The following is a 17,543-nucleotide window of genomic DNA, read 5'->3' as shown; positions in this document are numbered from 1 at the left end:
CGCCACCACTTCCCTACGTCAGCTCTTGGTCTTCGCCGGTGCCTTCTTGCGCGGGGCCGCGGGCTTCTTCGCGGCGGGCTTCTTCTTGGTGACCGGGCCCTTGGCGCGCTTCTCCGCCAGCAGCTCGGACGCGCGCTCGTCGGTGAGGCCCTCGACGGTGTCGCTCTTGCGCAGCGACCCGTTGGTCTCGCCGTCGGTCACGTACGGGCCGAACCGGCCGTCCTTGACCACCATCGGCTTGCCGGACACCGGGTCGTTGCCCAGCTCCTTGAGCGGCGGTGCGCTGGTGGCCGAGCGGCCGCGCTTCTTCGGCTCGGAGTAGATCTTGAGCGCCTCGTCGAGGGTGACCGTGAACAGCTGGTCCTCGGTGACGAGCGAACGCGAGTCCGTGCCCTTCTTCAGGTACGGCCCGTAGCGCCCGTTCTGCGCGGTGATCTCGGCCCCGGTCTCCGGGTCCTTGCCGACGACCCTGGGCAGCGACAGCAGCTTGAGCGCGTCGTCCAGGGTCACGGTGTCCAGCGCCATGTCCTTGAACAACGAGCCCGTGCGCGGCTTGGGCGCCTTCTTGGCCGCCTTCTCGTCCGCGGCCTCCGGCAGGACCTCGGTCACGTACGGGCCGAAGCGGCCCTCCTTGGCCAGGATCTCGTGGCCGGTGACCGGGTCGACGCCCAGCGAACGGCCTTCCTGGGGGGTCGAGAACAGCTTCTCGGCCAGCTCCAGGTTCAGCTCGTCCGGCGGCATGTCCTCCGGCAGGTTCGCGCGCTGCGCGGTCGGGTCGCCGTTGTCGCCGATGACCTCGCGCTCCAGGTACGGACCGTAGCGGCCGACCCGGACCACGACGGGGCGGTCCTCGTCGTCGTTGAACAGCGCGATCGAGTTCACCAGGCGGGCGTCGATCTCCTCGACGCTCGACCCGACGAGCTTCTTCAGGCCGCCGGAGCGGCCGATGGAGCTCTCCGGGCCGACGCTGCCGCCGAAGTAGAAGCCGGACAGCCACGTCGTGCGCTGCTGGCGGCCCGCGGCGATGCCGTCCAGCTCGTCCTCGAGGGCGGCGGTGAAGTCGTAGTCCACCAGTCGCCCGAAGTGCTGCTCCAGCAGCCCGACCACCGCGAAGGCGACCCACGAGGGCACCAGCGCGGAGCCCTTCTTCCACACGTAGCCGCGGTCCTGGACGGTGCTGATGATCGACGCGTACGTCGACGGGCGGCCGATCCCCAGCTCTTCCATCGTCTTGATCAGGCTGGCCTCGGTGAAGCGCGAGGGCGGGCTGGTCGAGTGGCCGTCGGCGGTCAGGTCCGCGGCCGTGAGGGTCTGGTCCTTGACCAGCTGCGGCAGCCGCGACTCGGCGTCGTCCGACTCGCCACCGGCCTCGGCGTCGACGGTCTCCACGTACGCCTTGAGGAACCCGGCGAACGTGATCGTGCGGCCGGAGGCGGAGAACGTGCACTCCTCGCCGCTCGCGGCGTTGCCGACGATCCGCACCGACGTCGTGTTGCCGCGGGCGTCGTTCATCTGGGAGGCGATCGTGCGCTGCCAGATCATCTCGTAGAGCTTGAACTCGTCGGCGTCCAGCTCGCGGGCGACCTCGCCGGGGGTCCGGAAGACCTCGCCCGCGGGGCGGATCGCCTCGTGGGCCTCCTGCGCGTTCTTGACCTTGCGGGTGTACTGCCTCGGCTGGGCCGCGACGTACTCCGCGCCGTAGAGCTGGGTCGCCTGCGTGCGGGCCGCCGTGATCGCGGTCTCCGACAGCGTCGTGCTGTCGGTTCGCATGTAGGTGATGTAGCCGTTCTCGTACAGCTTCTGCGCCGTGCGCATCGTGCGGTCCGCGGTGAAGCGGAGCTTGCGGCCCGCCTCCTGCTGGATCGTCGACGTCATGAACGGCGCGTACGGCTTGCGGGTGTAGGGCTTCTCCTCGACGCTCGCCACGGTCAGCGGCACGTCGACCAGGCCGGCGGCCAGCGCCCGCGCCTCGGCCTCGTTGAGCAGCCGCACCTCGGACCCGGCCTTGAGCTTGCCGTCGGACCCGAAGTCGCGGCCCAGCGCCAGCCGGACGCCGTCGACGGCCACCATGCGCGCGCCGAAGTTGCGCGGCGACGCCTCGGCGCCCGCGTCCATCGTGGCCGAGATGTCCCAGTACGAGGAGGAGACGAACTTCATCCGCTCCCGCTCGCGCTCGACCACGATCCGGGTCGCCACCGACTGCACGCGGCCCGCCGAGAGCTTCGGCATGACCTTCTTCCACAGCACGGGGCTGACCTCGTAGCCGTAGAGGCGGTCGAGGATGCGGCGGGTCTCCTGCGCGTCGACCAGGTCCTGGTCGAGGTCGCGCGGGTTCGCCGCGGCCGCGAGGATCGCGGGCTCGGTGATCTCGTGGAAGACCATCCGGCGGACCGGGATCTTCGGCTTGAGCGTGTCGAGCAGGTGCCACGCGATGGCTTCGCCCTCGCGGTCACCGTCTGTCGCGAGGTAGAGCTCGTCGACGCCCTTGAGCAGTTCCTTCAGCTCGGCGACGGTCGACCTCTTGTCCGGCGTCACCACGTACAGCGGCTCGAAGTCGTGGTCCACGTCGACGCCCAGGCGCGCCCACGACTGCCCCTTGTACTTGGCGGGCACGTCGGCGGCGCCCCGAGGCAGGTCCCGGATGTGCCCCTTGGAGGACTCCACGACGAAGTTGCTGCCGAGGTAGGACGCGATCTTGCGCGCCTTGGCGGGCGACTCGACGATCACCAATCGGCGATTGCCGTCACCCGTAGCCCCGGAGCCGTTTTTCGTCCGTGTCGATCCAGCCACGCTGTCCCGCTCTCTTCCAAACCCTGTGCTTCGACCCGCCAGTGTGCACTGTCGACCAGCCCTGCTGGGCAGGCCTGGTGCGGACAGGGTGACACAAGTGCCCTCTATCGCCCGTTGGGAGGACCCGGCGACACGGCCGGCCAGGTGCATTCCGCTACGCCTGTCGGAGGGTCTCCGACGAGCTCCGCGAGCCTGCCCAACCTGCGCCTGCCGATCACCCGGAGCACCGGTCCGCCGTCCGGTCCGCCCACGAGGGTCGCGGGCAAACCGGAGCCGATCAAGGCCTTACGCAGGGGTTCGTGTGTTTCCGGGGCGTCCGGGTCGAGACCGAGCGCGTACGCCGAGTCGACCCATCCGCCGGACACCAGCGCCCAGAACCTGAGCACCGGACCATCCAGTTCGAACTCGGCGGGAACCGCCTTCGCGGCTCCTCCCCGTAACCACTCGGCGGCCAAACGGGTGAGATCCGCGCGAAACGCCGTGCGGACCAGCGCGCCGCGCTCCTCGAGGGTCGCCACCTCCGCCACGACGCCGCGCCGGCCGCACTCCGCGGCCAGCGCGGTGGCCCGCCCGCGGTCGGCCATCACGACCGACACGCGGGCCGCCGTGCCGCGTCCGAAACCCACCGCCTGGCCGGGTCCGCAAAGCAGACCCGCCAGGTCCCCTATACCGGGTTGGCGCGCCTCGGCGGAGTAGAAGGACAGTTGCCCCACGCACGGAGCGTAGAACACCTGTTCGACCTGTGTCAGCCACCAAACCGCCGGGCGGACCCCCTGCGTCAGGAGGTGGGAGTAGCGGACGCGCTCGTGCCCGAGTCGATGGCCTTGCAGTTCGGGGCCTTCTTCTCGGCCTCGGCCAGGTTCGAGCGGACGAGCACGCCGTCGAAGTCCTCGCCGACCTTCGCCACGGCCTGCATGTCCGTCGCGACCTGCGTGAACGCGGCGGCGATCGACGCCGGGTCGCTCGGGTTCGCGGCCTCGACACCCGTCTTGGCCTTGTCGAGGGCGGTCTTGAGCTGGCCGAAGATGTCGGCGGCGCTCGTGGCCAGCTTCTCCGAGTCCGGGTGCGGTCCGTTCTTCAGGTCGTTCAGCTTCTTCACGGCGCCGTCGACGGCCGTGGAGCCGTCGCCCAGCCACGCGGCGAACTGCTGCTGCATCTTGGCCGGGTCGGTCGTGTCGAGCGCGGGCTCGGTGGAGAGCGTCTTGATGACGTCGAGGCTGGCGCCGCAGACCTTGTCGATCCACGCGACGTTCTCGTCGCTGTCCGCGGCGGCGGAGGAGCCCGAGCTCGTCGGACCGGTGCCCGTGCCGGTGCCGGACGCCGAGCCCGAGGTCTGCGTGCCGCACGCGGTCAGGGCGAGGACAGCGGTGGCGAAGACGCCGACCGCGACGAGGCGGTGCCTCATGAGAACTCCCAGTAGTCGGTCAGTGGAGCAAGAGGGGCGAACCTACTCCTCGGCGTGACCCGGACGGACCCGTTTGTTGGACCGTTCGGGGTCTCGTACCCCAATCGAGACCCGTCGCGTCACGAGGTCGCGGTGGGCGAGGTCGGCTCGCGGATCGACTGGCATTTAGGTGCCTTCTCCGCGGCCGCCAGCAGCTCGGGACTGGTCTCCAGGTCCTTGAGCGGCACGGTGAACTCGGCCAGTTTACCGATGGCGTCGCTCGCGGCCTGCAGGCCGCCGCTGGGGTCGGCCGCGTCGGCGGCCTCCACCTTGGCCTTCGCGTCGGTGAACACCTTCGCGACCTCGTCGAACGTGGTCGCCATCTTCGCGACCTGCTCGTCGCCCCCGGCCACCGGCGCCGGGCCGACCGAGCGCAGGTCGGCGGCGGACTTGCCGAACCCGTCGGCGAGCTGGCCCATGTAGGCGGCCATGTCGGCCTTCAGCTTGACCGGGTCGGTCGTGTCGAGCGCAGGTGGCGACTTGGCCGTGCCCGCGAACTCCGAGGTCGCCGCGCAGACCTTGTCCATGTACGCGACGGCCGGGTCGGCGGTCGGCCGGGTCGACGGGGCCGCGGTCGAGCCGCCGCCGGAGGTGCACCCGGCGAGCAGCGCCGCGGCGGTGACCAGCGCGGCGGGGCTGAGCCTCATGTCGGACTCCTGGATCTGGTCGGCGGTGGGACCGGTCCAGTGTGAACCGAAAAGGCGCGCCCGGATCGCCGAGGACCCGGACGCGCCTTTCAGGTGGTGCTCGAGCCGCGGCGCTACGAGGCGCCGTTGGCCACCGACTCCGCCGGGCTGTCCGCGATCGCGGTGCCGCGGCGCTTGGAGATCACGACGGCCGCCACGATGATCGCCACCGCGACGACGGCGATCGACAGGCGGATGCCCGTCGAGGCGTCGGCGCCGATGGAGAACGTGATGATGGCGGGCGCGATCAGCACCGACACCAGGTTCATCACCTTGATCAGCGGGTTGATGGCCGGGCCCGCGGTGTCCTTGAACGGGTCGCCGACCGTGTCGCCGATGACCGTCGCGGCGTGGGCGTCGGAGCCCTTGCCACCGTGGTTGCCGTCCTCGACCAGCTTCTTCGCGTTGTCCCAGGCACCACCGGAGTTGGCCAGGAACACCGCCATCAGCGTGCCGGTCGCGATCGCACCGGCCAGGTAGCCCGCCAGCGGGCCGACGCCGAGGCCGAAGCCGACGGCGATCGGGGCCAGCACGGCGAGCAGGCCGGGGGTGGCCAGCTCGCGCAGCGAGTCCTTGGTGCAGATGTCGACGACCTTGCCGTACTCCGGCTTCACCGAGTAGTCCATGATGCCCGGGTTCTCGCGGAACTGGCGGCGCACCTCGAACACGATGGCGCCCGCGGCCCTGGTCACGGCGTTGACCGCGAGACCGGAGAACATGAACACCACGGCCGAGCCGATGATCAGGCCGACCAGGACGTTCGGCGTGAACGCGACGAAGTCGGCGTTGTCGAAGGTCGAGCCGACCTTCGCGAGCGACTGCGTGATGGCGTCCTTGTACGAGCCGAACAGCGCGGTCGCCGCCAGCACGGCGGTCGCGATCGCGATGCCCTTGGTGATGGCCTTGGTGGTGTTGCCCACCGCGTCCAGCTCGGTGAGGATCTGCGCGGCCTCGCCGTCGACGTCGCCCGACATCTCGGCGATGCCCTGCGCGTTGTCGCTGACCGGGCCGAACGTGTCCATGGCGACGATGACGCCGACCGTGGTGAGCAGACCGCACCCGGCCAGCGCCACGGCGAACAGCGCCACGACGACCGAGCCGGACAGCAGGAACGCGCCGTACACGGCCGCGCCGATCACCAGCGCGGTGTAGACCGCCGACTCGAAACCGACCGAGATGCCGGACAGGATGACCGTCGCGGCGCCGGTCAGCGAGGTGCGGCCGACCTCCTTGACGGGCTTGTGCTCGGTGCCGGTGTAGTAGCCGGTCAGCCAGAGGATGACGCCCGCGAGCACGATGCCGATGATCACGGCGATGGCCGCGATCAGGGCCGGGTTGCCGCTGGTGCCCTTGATCTCGTCCGTCACGCCGTCCAGGTTCGCGAACGAGCTGGGCAGGTAGGTGAACGCCGCCACGGTGCACAGCACCGCGGAGATCACCGCGGAGATGTAGAACGAGCGGTTGATCGCCGCCAGGCCGTTCTCGCCGACCCGCGCCTTGGTGGTGTACACGCCGATGACGGCGGTGATGACACCGATGGCGGGGACGATGAGCGGGAACAGCAGGCCCTGCGCGCCGAACGCGGCGGTGCCGAGGATCAGCGACGCCACGAGCATCACGGCGTAGGACTCGAAGAGGTCCGCGGCCATGCCCGCGCAGTCGCCGACGTTGTCACCGACGTTGTCGGCGATCGTCGCGGCGTTGCGGGGGTCGTCCTCGGGGATGCCCTGCTCGACCTTGCCGACCAGGTCGGCGCCGACGTCGGCGGCCTTCGTGAAGATGCCGCCGCCGACGCGCATGAACATCGCGAGCAGCGCGGCGCCGAAGCCGAAGCCCTCCAGCACCTTCGGGGCCTGGCCGGAGTACACGAGCACCACGACCGCGGCACCGAACAGGCCGAGGCCGACGGTCATCATGCCGACGACACCACCGGTGCGGAACGCGATCCGGGTCGCCTTCTCCCGACCGCCCTCCTCCTTCGACGCGGCGGCGACGCGCACGTTCGCGCGGGTCGACAGCCACATGCCGAGGTAGCCGATGCTCGCCGAGAAGACAGCGCCGAAGATGAAGAACAGCGACCTGCCGATCCGCTCGTTCAGGTCATCGGCCGGTAGCGCGAACAGCAGGACGAAAACGATCACCACGAAGGGTGCGAGCGTGCGGAACTGCCTGTTGAGGTAAGCCGCTGCGCCCTCTTGGACCGCCGTCGCGATTTCCTGCATCTTGGGGGTGCCCTGGCCTGCGGCCAGCACCTCCCTGAGCAGTACGTAGCCGACGGCAAGGGCTGCCAGGGCGACCACGGCGACCACGGCGACAACGCCGCGATCACCTCCGGAGAGTTCAAGGCCCTCCGCGAGGAATTGCCGGGACATCCGTCCTCCTGGTGAGTATTTGCCCAACAGGGGACCGCATCGCGTCGCGCCATCCAGCCGGCCAACCGTGCGTCAGCCCCGACACCACGTGATGCATCCCTCATTGGATGCGATTCGGCGGAGTCTATTCATAGGCCGCAAGCCTGCAACGATCCGTCCCGTTCCGTGCACACACCGTTATCCGCGCTGGATGCGGTCCTACGCGTCTCGACGGGCTGTCAGAACTGTCGGTGGCGTGTGCCAAGCTGCCGACCGTGGCCGACCAGGGACGCCGACTGCTGGAGCGGGTGCTCGCCGGAGTGCCCAGCGGGGAATCACCTCTGACGCACGTCACCGATATGCCACGTCGCGCCGCCCGGTTGGCCCAGTGGCCGTCGTGGGCGGCGGATCCGGTGATCGACTCGGTACGCGCGCGCGGGGTCCCCCAGCCGTGGTCGCACCAGGTCGAGGCGGCGGAGCTGGCCTGGTCCGGGCGCCACGTCGTGCTGTCGACCGGCACCGCGTCCGGCAAGTCGCTGGCCTACCAGCTGCCGGTGCTGACCGCGCTGGCGACGGACCCGCGCGCGACCGCGCTGTACCTCGCGCCGACCAAGGCGCTGGGCGCGGACCAGCTGCGCGCGGTGGAGGGGCTGGCGGTACCGGGGGTGCACGCGTCCTCGTTCGACGGCGACACCCCGATGGCCGAGCGCGACTGGGTGCGGGCCTACGCCAACTGGGTGTTCACGAACCCGGACATGCTGCACCGCGGGGTGCTGCCGAACCACACCCGGTGGATCCGGCTGTTCCGCAGGCTGAAGTACGTGGTGGTCGACGAGTGCCACGCCTACCGGGGTGTGTTCGGCTCGCACGTCGCGCTGCTGCTGCGCAGGCTCCGCCGAGTCGCCCGGAAGTACGGCGCGGACCCGGTGTTCGTGCTGGCCTCGGCGACGGTGACGGACCCGGCGGCGTCCGCGGGCCGGTTGCTGGGCGCCGAGTGCGCGGCGGTGACGGTGGACGGCTCGCCCCGCGCCTCGCGCACGGTCGCGCTGTGGGAACCGCCGCTGCTGGAGGACTTCGCGGGCGAGAACGGCGCCCCGGTGCGGCGGTCGGCGGGTGCCGAGACGTCCCGGATCCTGGCCGACCTCGTCGTCGAGGGTGCCCGGTCGCTGGCGTTCGTGCGGTCCCGCGTGGGCGCCGAGCTGACGGCGATCGGCGCCAAGCGGATCCTGGCCGAGGTCGACGAGTCGCTGCCGCCGCGGATCGCCGCCTACCGCGCCGGGTACCTGCCCGAGGAGCGCCGGGCCCTGGAGCGGGCGTTGTCCAGCGGCGAGCTGCTCGGCGTGGCGACGACGAACGCGCTGGAGCTGGGTGTCGACATCGCGGGGCTGGACGCCGTGGTGGTGGCGGGCTTCCCCGGCACGCTGGCGTCGTTCTGGCAGCAGGCGGGCCGCGCCGGGCGGTCCGGCGACAGCGCGCTGGTCGTGTTCGTGGCCCGCGACGACCCGTTGGACACCTACCTCGTGCACAACCCGCCCGCCGTATTCGACCGGCCGATCGAGGCGACGGTCCTGGACCCGACGAACCCGTACGTGCTGGCCCCGCACCTGGCGTGCGCGGCGGCGGAGTTACCCCTGACCGAGGGGGGTCTGGCGGAGTTCGGCGGCGACGCGGCCCTGCCCGTGCTGGCGGACCTGGTGGCGCGGAAGCTGCTGCGGCGCAGGCCGAACGGCTGGTACTGGGCTTCGCACGACCGCCCGCACGCGGACGTCGACATCCGCGGCTCCGGCGGCGACCAGGTCGTCGTCGTGGAAGCGGACTCCGGGCGGATGCTCGGCACCGTCGATCCGGGCGCGGCGCACCGGTCGGTCCACCAGGGCGCGGTGTACCTGCACCAGGGCGAGTCGTACCTGGTCGACGACCTCGACCTGGAGCAGGGCCTGGCGCTCGTGCACGCCGCCCGGCCGGAGTGGTCGACGATGGCGCGCGAGACCGTCGACATCACGGTGGTGCGGACGGTCGAGGAACGGCGCTACGACGGCGTCTCGGTGTGCCTCGGCGAGGTCGAGGTGACGTCGCAGGTGGTGGGCTACCTGCGGAGGCTGCCGACCGGTCAGGTGATCGACCAGGTGCCGTTGGACATGCCCGAGCAGGTGCTGCTCACCAGGGCCGTCTGGTACACAGTGTCGGAGGGCTTGTTGGTGGGCAGTGCACCGGGGGGCGCGGGTCTGGATCCCGCGCGCGTCCCCGGTGCACTGCACGCCGCCGAACACGCTGCGATCGGCCTGCTACCGCTGTTCGCGACCTGTGACCGCTGGGACATCGGCGGTGTGTCGACCGCTCTGCACGCTGACACCGGGGAGGCGACGGTGTTCGTGCACGACGGTCATCCAGGAGGGGCCGGATTCGCCGACCGCGGCTTCGCCGCTGTGATCCCCTGGTTGGTCGCTACTCGGGAAGCGATCGCTTCGTGTGCGTGTCCGGCCGGGTGCCCGTCCTGCGTTCAGTCGCCGAAGTGCGGGAATGGCAACGAACCGCTGGACAAGGCAGGTGGAATGGCCGTGCTGGGCACTGTTCTCGGGGTTGTCGGGGAGAGAACCAACAGCACCCAGCACGGCCAGATCGGGGGTCAGCCCAGTTCGGCGGCGACCAGCCGCTGAGCGTTGGACTCGAACAGCGAAGGCATCTGGACGGCCTCGACGAGCGCGTCCTGCACGATGCGCGAGACCGGCAGCTGCCAGCCGCAGATCTGCGGCTTGACGCGCCAGTGCACGACACCGTGCTGCACGGGGGACGGCGGCAGCGCGATGTACTCGCCCTTGCCGTAGAGGCGGATGTCGTTGTGCGCGGCCAGATCGGCCCGCAGCGCCTGGCCCGACTCGACCAGGAACATCCACTGGCCCGCGGGGGTGGCGACGATCGGCACCGGGAGACCGATGGTGCGCAGCGCCATGGCGGCACGGCGACCGAGGTCGGCACTCACCTCGATGGCGTCCAGCACGTGGCCGGTGGCGGCGAGCACGCTGTAGGACCGGCCGGTCCACCACGCGGCGACCTGCTCCGGCTTGGTACCGATGCGCTCCTGCCAGTCGCGGTGCACCGGCACCGGACCGTCGGTGTCCACACCGCCGCGTCCGGCCCACTGGACCGAACCGCTCTGCGAACCGGCCGGATAGGTACCCGGCAGCACAGGCCACCCGTGCCACGCGAGGCCCACTGCCTCTGCCCGCAGCTCGATGCGGAAGGCCCCGCGCCAGCTATCCGACCACTCCATGCTCTGTCGCCTCCAACTGCGTAAACACTGACACTGTGTCGGTGTTGCCGGACACCGCGTCGGTGCCGCTACTCCAATTAACGGCATGACCCGCCTCGGATGTAACTCCCTGTCGACAACTGGTCGGAATGGCACGGCGAACGATCCCCGAACAGCGGCCGGCAGAACTGTCCGCCGAACGTTCGTCCCACCTTCACCTCGGAAACAGCCCGCGTGTGAGTCCGCTCACCGTGGATGGATGACCGTTCATCGCGGCCACCCCACCTCACCCTTCAGCCGGCCCCGCTCGCGCCCGAACGCTCGGCGTACCGAACACCGACCCGACCCCGTCCACCCGGACCACGACCTCCCAACCGCTCACCGCACACCCGCCCAACCGCTTGCCCATCCGCTCGGCGACCCACCGCGCCCGGTCGCAGGCCCCCACAACACCGTCGGGGAGGTGGGCGGCGGCGGCCAACGCTGCTAAGTCGGCCGCCGCCGCGACCTCGTGGCGTTCGACGACGAGGGTGCCGAGGCGGATGCCGAACACGGCCAGCAGGGCGAACACCGCGATGCAGGCCACGCCGATCACCGTCGCCACACCGGCGTCGTCCGGCTGGTTCGGCTGTTGGTGCGGCTCGCGGTCCAGCTGGTGACCCGGCTCGTGGTCAGGGTGTTGGTGTGGCTGCTGGTCCGGTGGGTGTTCCGGTTGCTGGTCCGGCCGGTGGTCGTCCGGCCGGTCCTGCGGCCCGCCATCCGCCCGGCGGGCCGGCCAGTCGTTCCTCAGGTGGTTCGGCAAGCGGTCGTCCGGCTCGGGGTGGGCAGGTCCTTGATCGTCCGCATTACCGTCAACTGTCAGGCGGTCGCCCACCGGACGGCAGGCTGTTCGACCGCGCGTCGTGCCGCCGTTGACCGCACGTCCGGATGTTCGGCTGAACAGCTCGGTGCCGCTCGCCGTGCGGCCGGCTGTTCGGACGTTCGCCCTGCTGCCGTTGGCAGTGCGGCCATGAGTTCGGCCGCACAGCCTGCTGCCGTTCGCCGTGCGGTCGTCCGCCATGTTCGGCACTTCCTTCCTCCTTCTTATGCGGTGCTGTTCTCGCGGTCGTTCTCGTGCGGTGTTCTGCCGCGCGGATCAGTCGTCGGTGGTCGGTTCCAGGACGGCGTAGGCGGTGGCCTTGAGGTGGACGCCCGGCAGCAGGCCGTTCGCGGGCGTCGAGGTGACGGCGACCCGGACCGTGTCGCCGTCGGTGCTGACCTCGAGCCGGGCGCCGGACGGGGCGATGGTGGTGAGGACGGACTCGGCTCGTGCCGGTTCGCCGCGGGCGATGAGGCGGGCGGCTTCGCGGGCGGCGTCGGTGCAGCGGAGCTGGTCGACGACCGCGACGACGGCCGCGGACCCGAGGCCGAGGACCAGGGCGAGGCTGAAGATGACGAGGGCCGCCTCGACCGTGGCGGTACCCCGGTCGTCGGGTCGGCTCATGTGATGCCCGAGAGCGCGCGGTCCAGCAACGACCTCAGCAGGGCGGACACGGCGTCGCTGCTGGCCACCAGGTAGAGCGCGGTGGCCAGTGCGGCCGCGGCCAGGGTGCCGAGCGCGTACTCGGCGGTCGTCATGCCGCTGTCGTCGTCGAGGGCGGCGTGGATCGATCGGTACATGGCGGCTCGCTTTCGGTTGTCGGGCAGGGGTTTCTGTCACCAGGTGGCGGTGAGGCGGTCGGCCAGGCCGAGCACGACCGGCAGGACGCCGAGGCAGAGGAAGGCCGGGAGGAAGCAGGCGGCGAGCGGGCCGGCCACCAGAACCGACGCGCGTTGGGCGCGGGCCTCGGCCTGGTCGGCGGTGCGTTCGCGGACCCGGACCGCCAGGTCGGCGGCGAGCGCGGCCAGTGCGGTACCCGAGCGGGCGGTGCGCCGGGCGCCCTGGGCCAGTGCGGCGGTGTCCTGGTTCGCGAGGGCGGGTGCCCACGCGGTCACCGGGTCGGCGCCCAGTGCCAGGAGGTCGCCGACCTGGCGCAGGGCGGCCGCGGCCGGTGGTGGCAGGCCGTCGACGATCGCGCGGACCGCGTTCGCGACCGGCAGTCCGGCGCGCAGGCAGGCCGCCAGCAGGTCCCAGCTCGCCGCCGCGGCGAGCGGGTCGTCGGCCGCCGGGCGGGGTGGTCGTTCCGGCTTCGCCGTCGGCGGGCGCAGCCGGGCCAGTGCCGAGGAGCGGGACGGCAGCACGAGGAGTGCGAGGGCGAGCAGCAGGAGGGTCATGACCGGACCGCCTGGTCGGTGAGCCTCGCGCTCCACAGCAGGCCGGCGGAGATGAGCAGTGCGCCTAGGACCAGGAGGACCTGGCCCGCCGTGGTGGAGGTCAGGACGTGCAGCGGGTGGGCGCCGCTCAGCTCGCCGAGCAGCACCCCGAGGGCCGGGAGGGCGGCGAGGATCGCCGCGCTGGCCTCCGGTCCCGCCATGCGGGCCTTGACCTGCGCGGCGAACGAGACCCGGCGTTCCAGGTCGCGGCGGACCGCGTCGAGCACGTCGGCCAGCGGGACGCCGTGGCTGTCCGACAGCGACCACGCCCGCGTGAGCGGTCCCAGCGCCGCGGTCAGCTCCGGTCTCGTGGCGGCGAGGGTCGTGAGGGCCGTGTCGACGTCCCCGCCCAGGCGAGCGGTCGACGCGATGGTGGTCAGCACCGTGGTGGCCGGTTCCTCGGAGTCCTGCGCGGCACCCGAGGCCGCCGCGGCCGGGTGCGCCCCGGCCTTGAGCTCCGCCACGAACGCCGCCAGGCCCGCCGCGATCGTGGCCGTGGCCGCCAACCGGGACCGCCGCTCGGCTCGGGAACGGCCCGCGCGCCACAGCACCGTGCCGATCAGCGCGGTGGCGACGAGGCTCGCCGGTCCGCCCACCAGACCGACGAGCACGCAGCACGTGACCACGACGACCGATCGGTGCGGTCTGCGGGTCAGGCGGTGGTCGGGCGGTGCCAGGGCGCGCAGTCGGCGGGTCGCGGCCGACGCGGGCAGGACCAGCAGTGCGGTGGCCAGGGTGGCGAGGCTCAGGGAGGTCATCGGGTACCCGCCGTTCATCGGTGCCGTCCCAGCAGGGTCTGCAGGACGGGCCAGGCTGCTTGTCGGTCGCGTTCGCGGTGCCAGGCGGTGCGGACCAGGAGCGTGTCCATGCGGCGTTCGAACACGCCGATCTCCGCCAGCTGGCGGCTGCCGTCGGGACTTCGGCGCATGTGCAGGACCACCTGCACCGCGGCGGCGAGCTGGCTGTGCAGGGCGGTCCGGTCCAGGCCGCCCAGCGCCGCCAGCGCTTCCAGGCGGGCGGGCACCTCGGCCGGGGAGTTGGCGTGCAACGTGCCGGCGCCGCCGTCGTGGCCGGTGTTGAGCGCCGCCAGCAGGTCGCAGACCTCGGCACCGCGCACCTCGCCGACGACGATCCGGTCCGGCCGCATCCGCAGGGCCTGGCGGACCAGCTCGCGGACCGCCACCTCCCCCGCACCCTCGATGTTGGCCGGTCTGGCCAGCAGGCGGACCACCTGCGGGTGCTGCGGTTGCAGCTCCCCCGCGTCCTCCACGCACAGCACGCGCTCGGTGTGCGGGACGCAGCCGAGCAGCGCCGCCAGCAACGTGGTCTTGCCCGAGCCGGTGCCCCCGGTGACGAGGAACGCCAGGCGGGCTTCGACGATCGCGCGGAGCAAGTCGGCAGTTGGTTGGTCGAAGGTGCCGCGGGAGCGGAGCTCGGCCAGGTCGTGCACGGCCGGGCGGAGGACGCGCAGCGACAGGCACGTGCCGGAGGCGGCGATGGGCGGCAGCACGGCGTGCAACCGCACCCGGCCCGCCGGACCGGAGCCGGAGAGCCAACCGTCCACGTAGGGCACCGCCTCGTCGAGCCTGCGCCCCGCGGCCACCGCAAGCCGCTGCGCGAGCCTGCGCACGGCGGCCTCGTCCGGGAAGGTGATCCCGGTGCGGTGCAAGCCCTGCGCGCCGTCGACCCACACGTCGTCGGGACCGGTCACCAGGACGTCGGTGGTGTCCGGGTCGGCCAGCAGCGGGTCGAGCGGACCCGCGCCGGTGAACTCCTGGCGCAGCAACGTCAGCGCGGACAGCACTTCGGCGTCCCCCAGCACACCACCCGCCTCGCCCCTCACCGCCTCGGCCACCGCGGCCGAGGTCAGCTCGGCCCGGCTCGTCGCGAGACGGCGGCGGACGCGCTCGACCAGATCAGCGGTCATGACGGACTCCTCGGGGTTGGGCGGGTCGCGGGCGCTCTCGGGGAAGCGCCCGCGACCCTTTTCGGACCGAAGCGGCGCGTCGCGCGACCTCGGTGCTGGGGTAGGACTTGGGCCTCAGTGGCCGGTGGGACGGGAAGTGCTTGGGGCGTCGGAAACGCACCCCGGCAAGCCGGGTGGGATCAACGCCGTTGCCTCAACGCAGTAGGTGTCGGGTGCGACCGGTTCGCTCGGTCGGCTACCTCGGACTGGACGGAAGTTGTTGGCAGCAATGGGAAACGAGGAGGCTCCCGCCACCGGGTGACCGGATGCGACGGACCGGGGCGCGGGGAATGCGAGCGCGGAGTCGGGAAAGCGGTCAGTCGGCGTGGAGTGCTGCCAGGACGGCGGTGGCGGCACGGGCCAAGGGGCCGCGGGTGGCGGTGGGGAAGCGGCCGTTGTCGAGCGCTGAGGCGAGGCGGGGTTCTGGGCGCATGGAGGTGAGGAGGGTGGCGCCGATGGTGTCGGCGATCTCCTTGCCGCGCAGGCCGGTCGGGCCGGGGGCGCGGACGACGACGCCGAGGGTGGCGCCGTGGGAGATGAGCTGGTGGGCCACGCGTTTGGCTGCGGCGCAGGCGCGGACCTCGGCGGGGACGACCAGGACGGTGAGGTCGGCGCGGGTGAGGGCGGCGAGGGCGGAGGCGGTGAGGTGGCGCGGGAGGTCGCAGATGACGGTCTCTCCCGCTCTGCGCCCCGCCTCGACGACAGCGGCCACGGCGTCGGGTTCCGGACCGGGACCGTCGCGGTCGCAGGAGAGGACGGTCAGCCTGCCGCCTTTGCCGGTGCGGCCGGGCAGGGCCGAGTGCAGGGCGGAGGCGGCCACGCGGCCACCGGAGAGGTGCAGCTCCGGCCAGCGCGGGCCCTCGTGGGACTCGTCGCCCAACGTCAGGTCCAAACCGCCGCCCAACGGGTCGCAGTCGACGAGCAGGCCCTGACCACCCGAGCTGAGGACGGCTTGGCCCAACGCGGCGGCGAGGACGGAGGCGCCCGCACCACCGCGACCGCCGAGGACGGCGACCACCCGCCCCTCACCGCTGGGCGGCCCTTCCGCCAGGTCGGCCAGCGCACCTACCAGCCACTGGTCGCCCGCGGGGAGCTCGACCACGCGCTCCAGCCCCAACGCCAACGCCTCCCGCCACACGTGCTCCGCGGGCGGCCGGGTGCAGACCAGGTAGGCGCCCGCGCGGCGGGGCAGGTCGACGAGCCCGCACTCGGAGGCGGCCCACTCGTCGAGCAGGACCAGCGGCGCGTCCTTCCACCGGGCGCGCAACGCCGCGACGTCCGGCACGCGGTCGAGCTCGCACCCAGCGGCGGCCGCCAGGCGCAGCAGTTCGTCCAGCAGCACCTCGTCCCCCACCAGCGCCACCGGTCGCCTCGTGTCCACCCCGACCCACCTCCGTCGACTCCCGGACCCGGTGCGGGCCCTGGTCCAACGGTCGGCTGTCGTGAGCAAGGCCACAAGGCGACAAGATCGAGATGTGGACAACCACCCGCCCTGTGGACAACTCGACGGCGGTTCGCCGGAACTGTCGGTGGCGTGCGGGAAGCTGAGGGGTTGGGCTCCGAAAACGGGAGTGGACACCCGGTCCACCCGACCCCGGACATGGGACGACCCCCGCCAGGGGGGAGGGACGGGGGTCGTCATTGGTTCAGTCCCGGGGGGTCGGACTGAACCTGTCCGGCAGAACCGGACTCCCCCACTGTATCCCCACATGCGGGGGTGGTGCGTGTCTTCCGTTAGAGGGACACGAGGAATTTCCGCGCTCGCCACGCATCCTCTTCGTCAACAAGCGAAACGCGCCCGTCTCGCCAGCCCTTAAACTGACCGCGTGACCGATCCCGGCAGCGGCGAAGCCCCCGCACAAGGCACCCGAGTCGCCGCGTTCTTCGACCTGGACAAGACGGTCATCGCCAAGTCGAGCACGCTGGCGTTCAGCCGCCCCTTCTTCCAAGAGGGTCTGATCAACCGGCGCGCGGTGCTCAAGAGCGCCTACGCGCAGTTCGTGTTCATGCTCGCGGGCGCGGACGCCGACCAGATGGACCGCATGCGGTCCCACATCACCGCGCTCTGCGAGGGGTGGGACGTCGAGCAGGTCCGCTCCATCGTCGACGAGACGCTGCACGACATCGTCGACCCGCTGGTCTACAAGGAGGCCACCCAGCTGATCACCGACCACAAGTCGGAGGGCCACGACGTCGTCGTGGTGTCGGCCTCCGGCGAGGAGCTGGTCGCGCCGATCGCCGGCATGGTCGGCGCCACGCACAGCGTGGGGACGCGGATGTTCGTCACCGGCGGCCGCTACTCCGGCGAGGTCGACTTCTACTGCGCGGGCGAGAACAAGGCCATCGCGGTCAAGCAGCTGGCGCAGAAGCACGGCTACGACCTCGAGGACTGCTTCGCCTACTCGGACTCGGTGTCGGACCTGCCGCTCCTGGAGGTCGTCGGCCACCCCACCGCGGTGAACCCGGACCGTGCGCTGCGCAAGGTCGCCGCGCAACGGGGCTGGCCGGTGCTCACGTTCTCCGACCCGGTGTCGTTGCGCGCCCGCATCCCCACCCCGTCGGGCACGGCCGTCGCGGTCACCGCGATCGGGCTCGGCGCGGCCGCCGCGGCCGGTGTCGCCTGGTACGGCATGAGGCGCAGGCGCCGCAGCTGACCCCCTGTCGACCCACGGGTCGCGAGCACCGCCCGATCAGCGGTACCGAGGCCGGAAACCCCTGTGCGCGACCAACTTCGGCTACTGAACGTTGCTTGACCGGTGCACTC

Annotated in this window: 15 protein-coding genes; 2 read left to right on the top strand and 13 right to left on the bottom strand. The window is 71.7% G+C overall.

The features are described 5' to 3' along the window. Positions 1-18: 18 nt before the first annotated feature. The 5 genes from topA to CLV43_RS02415 all read right to left on the bottom strand — a co-directional run bounded on the left by topA (position 19) and on the right by CLV43_RS02415 (position 7,292). Positions 19-2,790 (bottom strand): type I DNA topoisomerase, encoded by a 2,772-nt coding sequence (topA, locus tag CLV43_RS02435; RefSeq protein ID WP_245886078.1) that lies wholly within the window; start codon positions 2,788-2,790, stop codon positions 19-21. A 104-nt stretch (positions 2,791-2,894) separates the two neighbouring features. Then, complete coding sequence (locus tag CLV43_RS02430) at positions 2,895-3,503, bottom strand: hypothetical protein (protein ID WP_106185934.1); 609 nt, start codon at positions 3,501-3,503, stop codon at positions 2,895-2,897. 65 nt (positions 3,504-3,568) lie between these two features. Continuing rightward, entirely contained in the window at positions 3,569-4,195 is a 627-nt protein-coding gene (locus tag CLV43_RS02425) for a hypothetical protein (protein ID WP_106185277.1), read from the bottom strand. 119 nt (positions 4,196-4,314) lie between these two features. After that, a complete protein-coding gene (locus CLV43_RS02420; RefSeq protein WP_106185276.1) occupies positions 4,315-4,881 on the bottom strand; it encodes a hypothetical protein in 567 nt (188 codons plus the stop codon). A gap of 113 nt (positions 4,882-4,994) precedes the next feature. Beyond that, positions 4,995-7,292 (bottom strand): sodium-translocating pyrophosphatase, encoded by a 2,298-nt coding sequence (locus CLV43_RS02415; RefSeq protein ID WP_106185275.1) that lies wholly within the window; start codon positions 7,290-7,292, stop codon positions 4,995-4,997. Between the two features lie 254 nt (positions 7,293-7,546). On the opposite strand from CLV43_RS02415, the gene CLV43_RS02410 reads away from it, so the two are divergent. Then, entirely contained in the window at positions 7,547-9,928 is a 2,382-nt protein-coding gene (locus CLV43_RS02410) for a DEAD/DEAH box helicase (protein WP_106185933.1), read from the top strand. Here CLV43_RS02410 and CLV43_RS02405 read toward each other — a convergent pair. From CLV43_RS02405 to ssd, 8 genes are all read right to left on the bottom strand, one after another. Then, the gene (locus CLV43_RS02405) at positions 9,898-10,542 is read right to left on the bottom strand and encodes a bifunctional DNA primase/polymerase (protein ID WP_106185274.1); all 645 of its coding nucleotides are present in this window, start codon (positions 10,540-10,542) and stop codon (positions 9,898-9,900) included. The two genes, CLV43_RS02410 and CLV43_RS02405, sit on opposite strands and share 31 nt — an antisense overlap. Positions 10,543-10,807: 265 nt before the next feature. Then, a complete protein-coding gene (locus CLV43_RS49045) occupies positions 10,808-11,125 on the bottom strand; it encodes an Rv3654c family TadE-like protein (protein ID WP_170155671.1) in 318 nt (105 codons plus the stop codon). A gap of 531 nt (positions 11,126-11,656) precedes the next feature. Next, the gene (locus CLV43_RS02395) at positions 11,657-12,004 is read right to left on the bottom strand and encodes a TadE family type IV pilus minor pilin (protein WP_106185272.1); all 348 of its coding nucleotides are present in this window, start codon (positions 12,002-12,004) and stop codon (positions 11,657-11,659) included. Next, positions 12,001-12,180 carry a DUF4244 domain-containing protein gene (locus CLV43_RS02390; RefSeq protein ID WP_106185271.1) on the bottom strand — a complete coding sequence of 60 codons (180 nt, stop codon included), beginning with the start codon at positions 12,178-12,180 and terminating at the stop codon, positions 12,001-12,003. The genes CLV43_RS02395 and CLV43_RS02390 overlap by 4 nt, the downstream gene beginning before the upstream one ends. Positions 12,181-12,216: 36 nt before the next feature. Continuing rightward, positions 12,217-12,774, bottom strand: a complete 558-nt coding sequence (locus CLV43_RS02385; protein WP_106185270.1) for a type II secretion system F family protein — start codon at positions 12,772-12,774, stop codon at positions 12,217-12,219. Next, positions 12,771-13,571 (bottom strand): type II secretion system F family protein, encoded by an 801-nt coding sequence (locus CLV43_RS02380; protein WP_245886077.1) that lies wholly within the window; start codon positions 13,569-13,571, stop codon positions 12,771-12,773. Before CLV43_RS02380 ends, CLV43_RS02385 begins: the two co-directional genes overlap by 4 nt. 14 nt (positions 13,572-13,585) lie before the next feature. After that, complete coding sequence (locus CLV43_RS02375) at positions 13,586-14,740, bottom strand: TadA family conjugal transfer-associated ATPase (RefSeq protein ID WP_106185269.1); 1,155 nt, start codon at positions 14,738-14,740, stop codon at positions 13,586-13,588. Positions 14,741-15,095: 355 nt separating this feature from the next. Then, positions 15,096-16,160, bottom strand: coding sequence for a septum site-determining protein Ssd (gene ssd / locus CLV43_RS02370; RefSeq protein ID WP_245886076.1), 1,065 nt, complete (start codon positions 16,158-16,160; stop codon positions 15,096-15,098). A 445-nt stretch (positions 16,161-16,605) separates the two neighbouring features. Between ssd and CLV43_RS02365 the strand changes: the two genes are divergently transcribed. Further along, the gene (locus CLV43_RS02365) at positions 16,606-17,433 is read left to right on the top strand and encodes an HAD family hydrolase (RefSeq protein WP_106185267.1); all 828 of its coding nucleotides are present in this window, start codon (positions 16,606-16,608) and stop codon (positions 17,431-17,433) included. Positions 17,434-17,543: the final 110 nt, after the last annotated feature.

The sequence above is a fragment of the Umezawaea tangerina genome (assembly GCF_003002815.1).
Classification (GTDB): Bacteria; Actinomycetota; Actinomycetes; order Mycobacteriales; family Pseudonocardiaceae; genus Umezawaea; species Umezawaea tangerina.
The sequence above is the reverse complement of the archived record's forward strand: the minus strand, read 5'-3'. Positions and strand labels throughout refer to the sequence as shown.

Coding starts and splice junctions, on each gene's coding strand:
- CLV43_RS02390 (WP_106185271.1), bottom strand. CDS start 12,180: ATGTACCGATCGATCCACGCCGCCCTCGACGACGACAGCGGCATGACG.
- CLV43_RS02375 (WP_106185269.1), bottom strand. CDS start 14,740: ATGACCGCTGATCTGGTCGAGCGCGTCCGCCGCCGTCTCGCGACGAGC.
- CLV43_RS02385 (WP_106185270.1), bottom strand. CDS start 12,774: ATGACCCTCCTGCTGCTCGCCCTCGCACTCCTCGTGCTGCCGTCCCGC.
- CLV43_RS02425 (WP_106185277.1), bottom strand. CDS start 4,195: ATGAGGCACCGCCTCGTCGCGGTCGGCGTCTTCGCCACCGCTGTCCTC.
- CLV43_RS02420 (WP_106185276.1), bottom strand. CDS start 4,881: ATGAGGCTCAGCCCCGCCGCGCTGGTCACCGCCGCGGCGCTGCTCGCC.
- CLV43_RS02395 (WP_106185272.1), bottom strand. CDS start 12,004: ATGAGCCGACCCGACGACCGGGGTACCGCCACGGTCGAGGCGGCCCTC.
- CLV43_RS02405 (WP_106185274.1), bottom strand. CDS start 10,542: ATGGAGTGGTCGGATAGCTGGCGCGGGGCCTTCCGCATCGAGCTGCGG.
- CLV43_RS02415 (WP_106185275.1), bottom strand. CDS start 7,292: ATGTCCCGGCAATTCCTCGCGGAGGGCCTTGAACTCTCCGGAGGTGAT.
- CLV43_RS02380 (WP_245886077.1), bottom strand. CDS start 13,571: ATGACCTCCCTGAGCCTCGCCACCCTGGCCACCGCACTGCTGGTCCTG.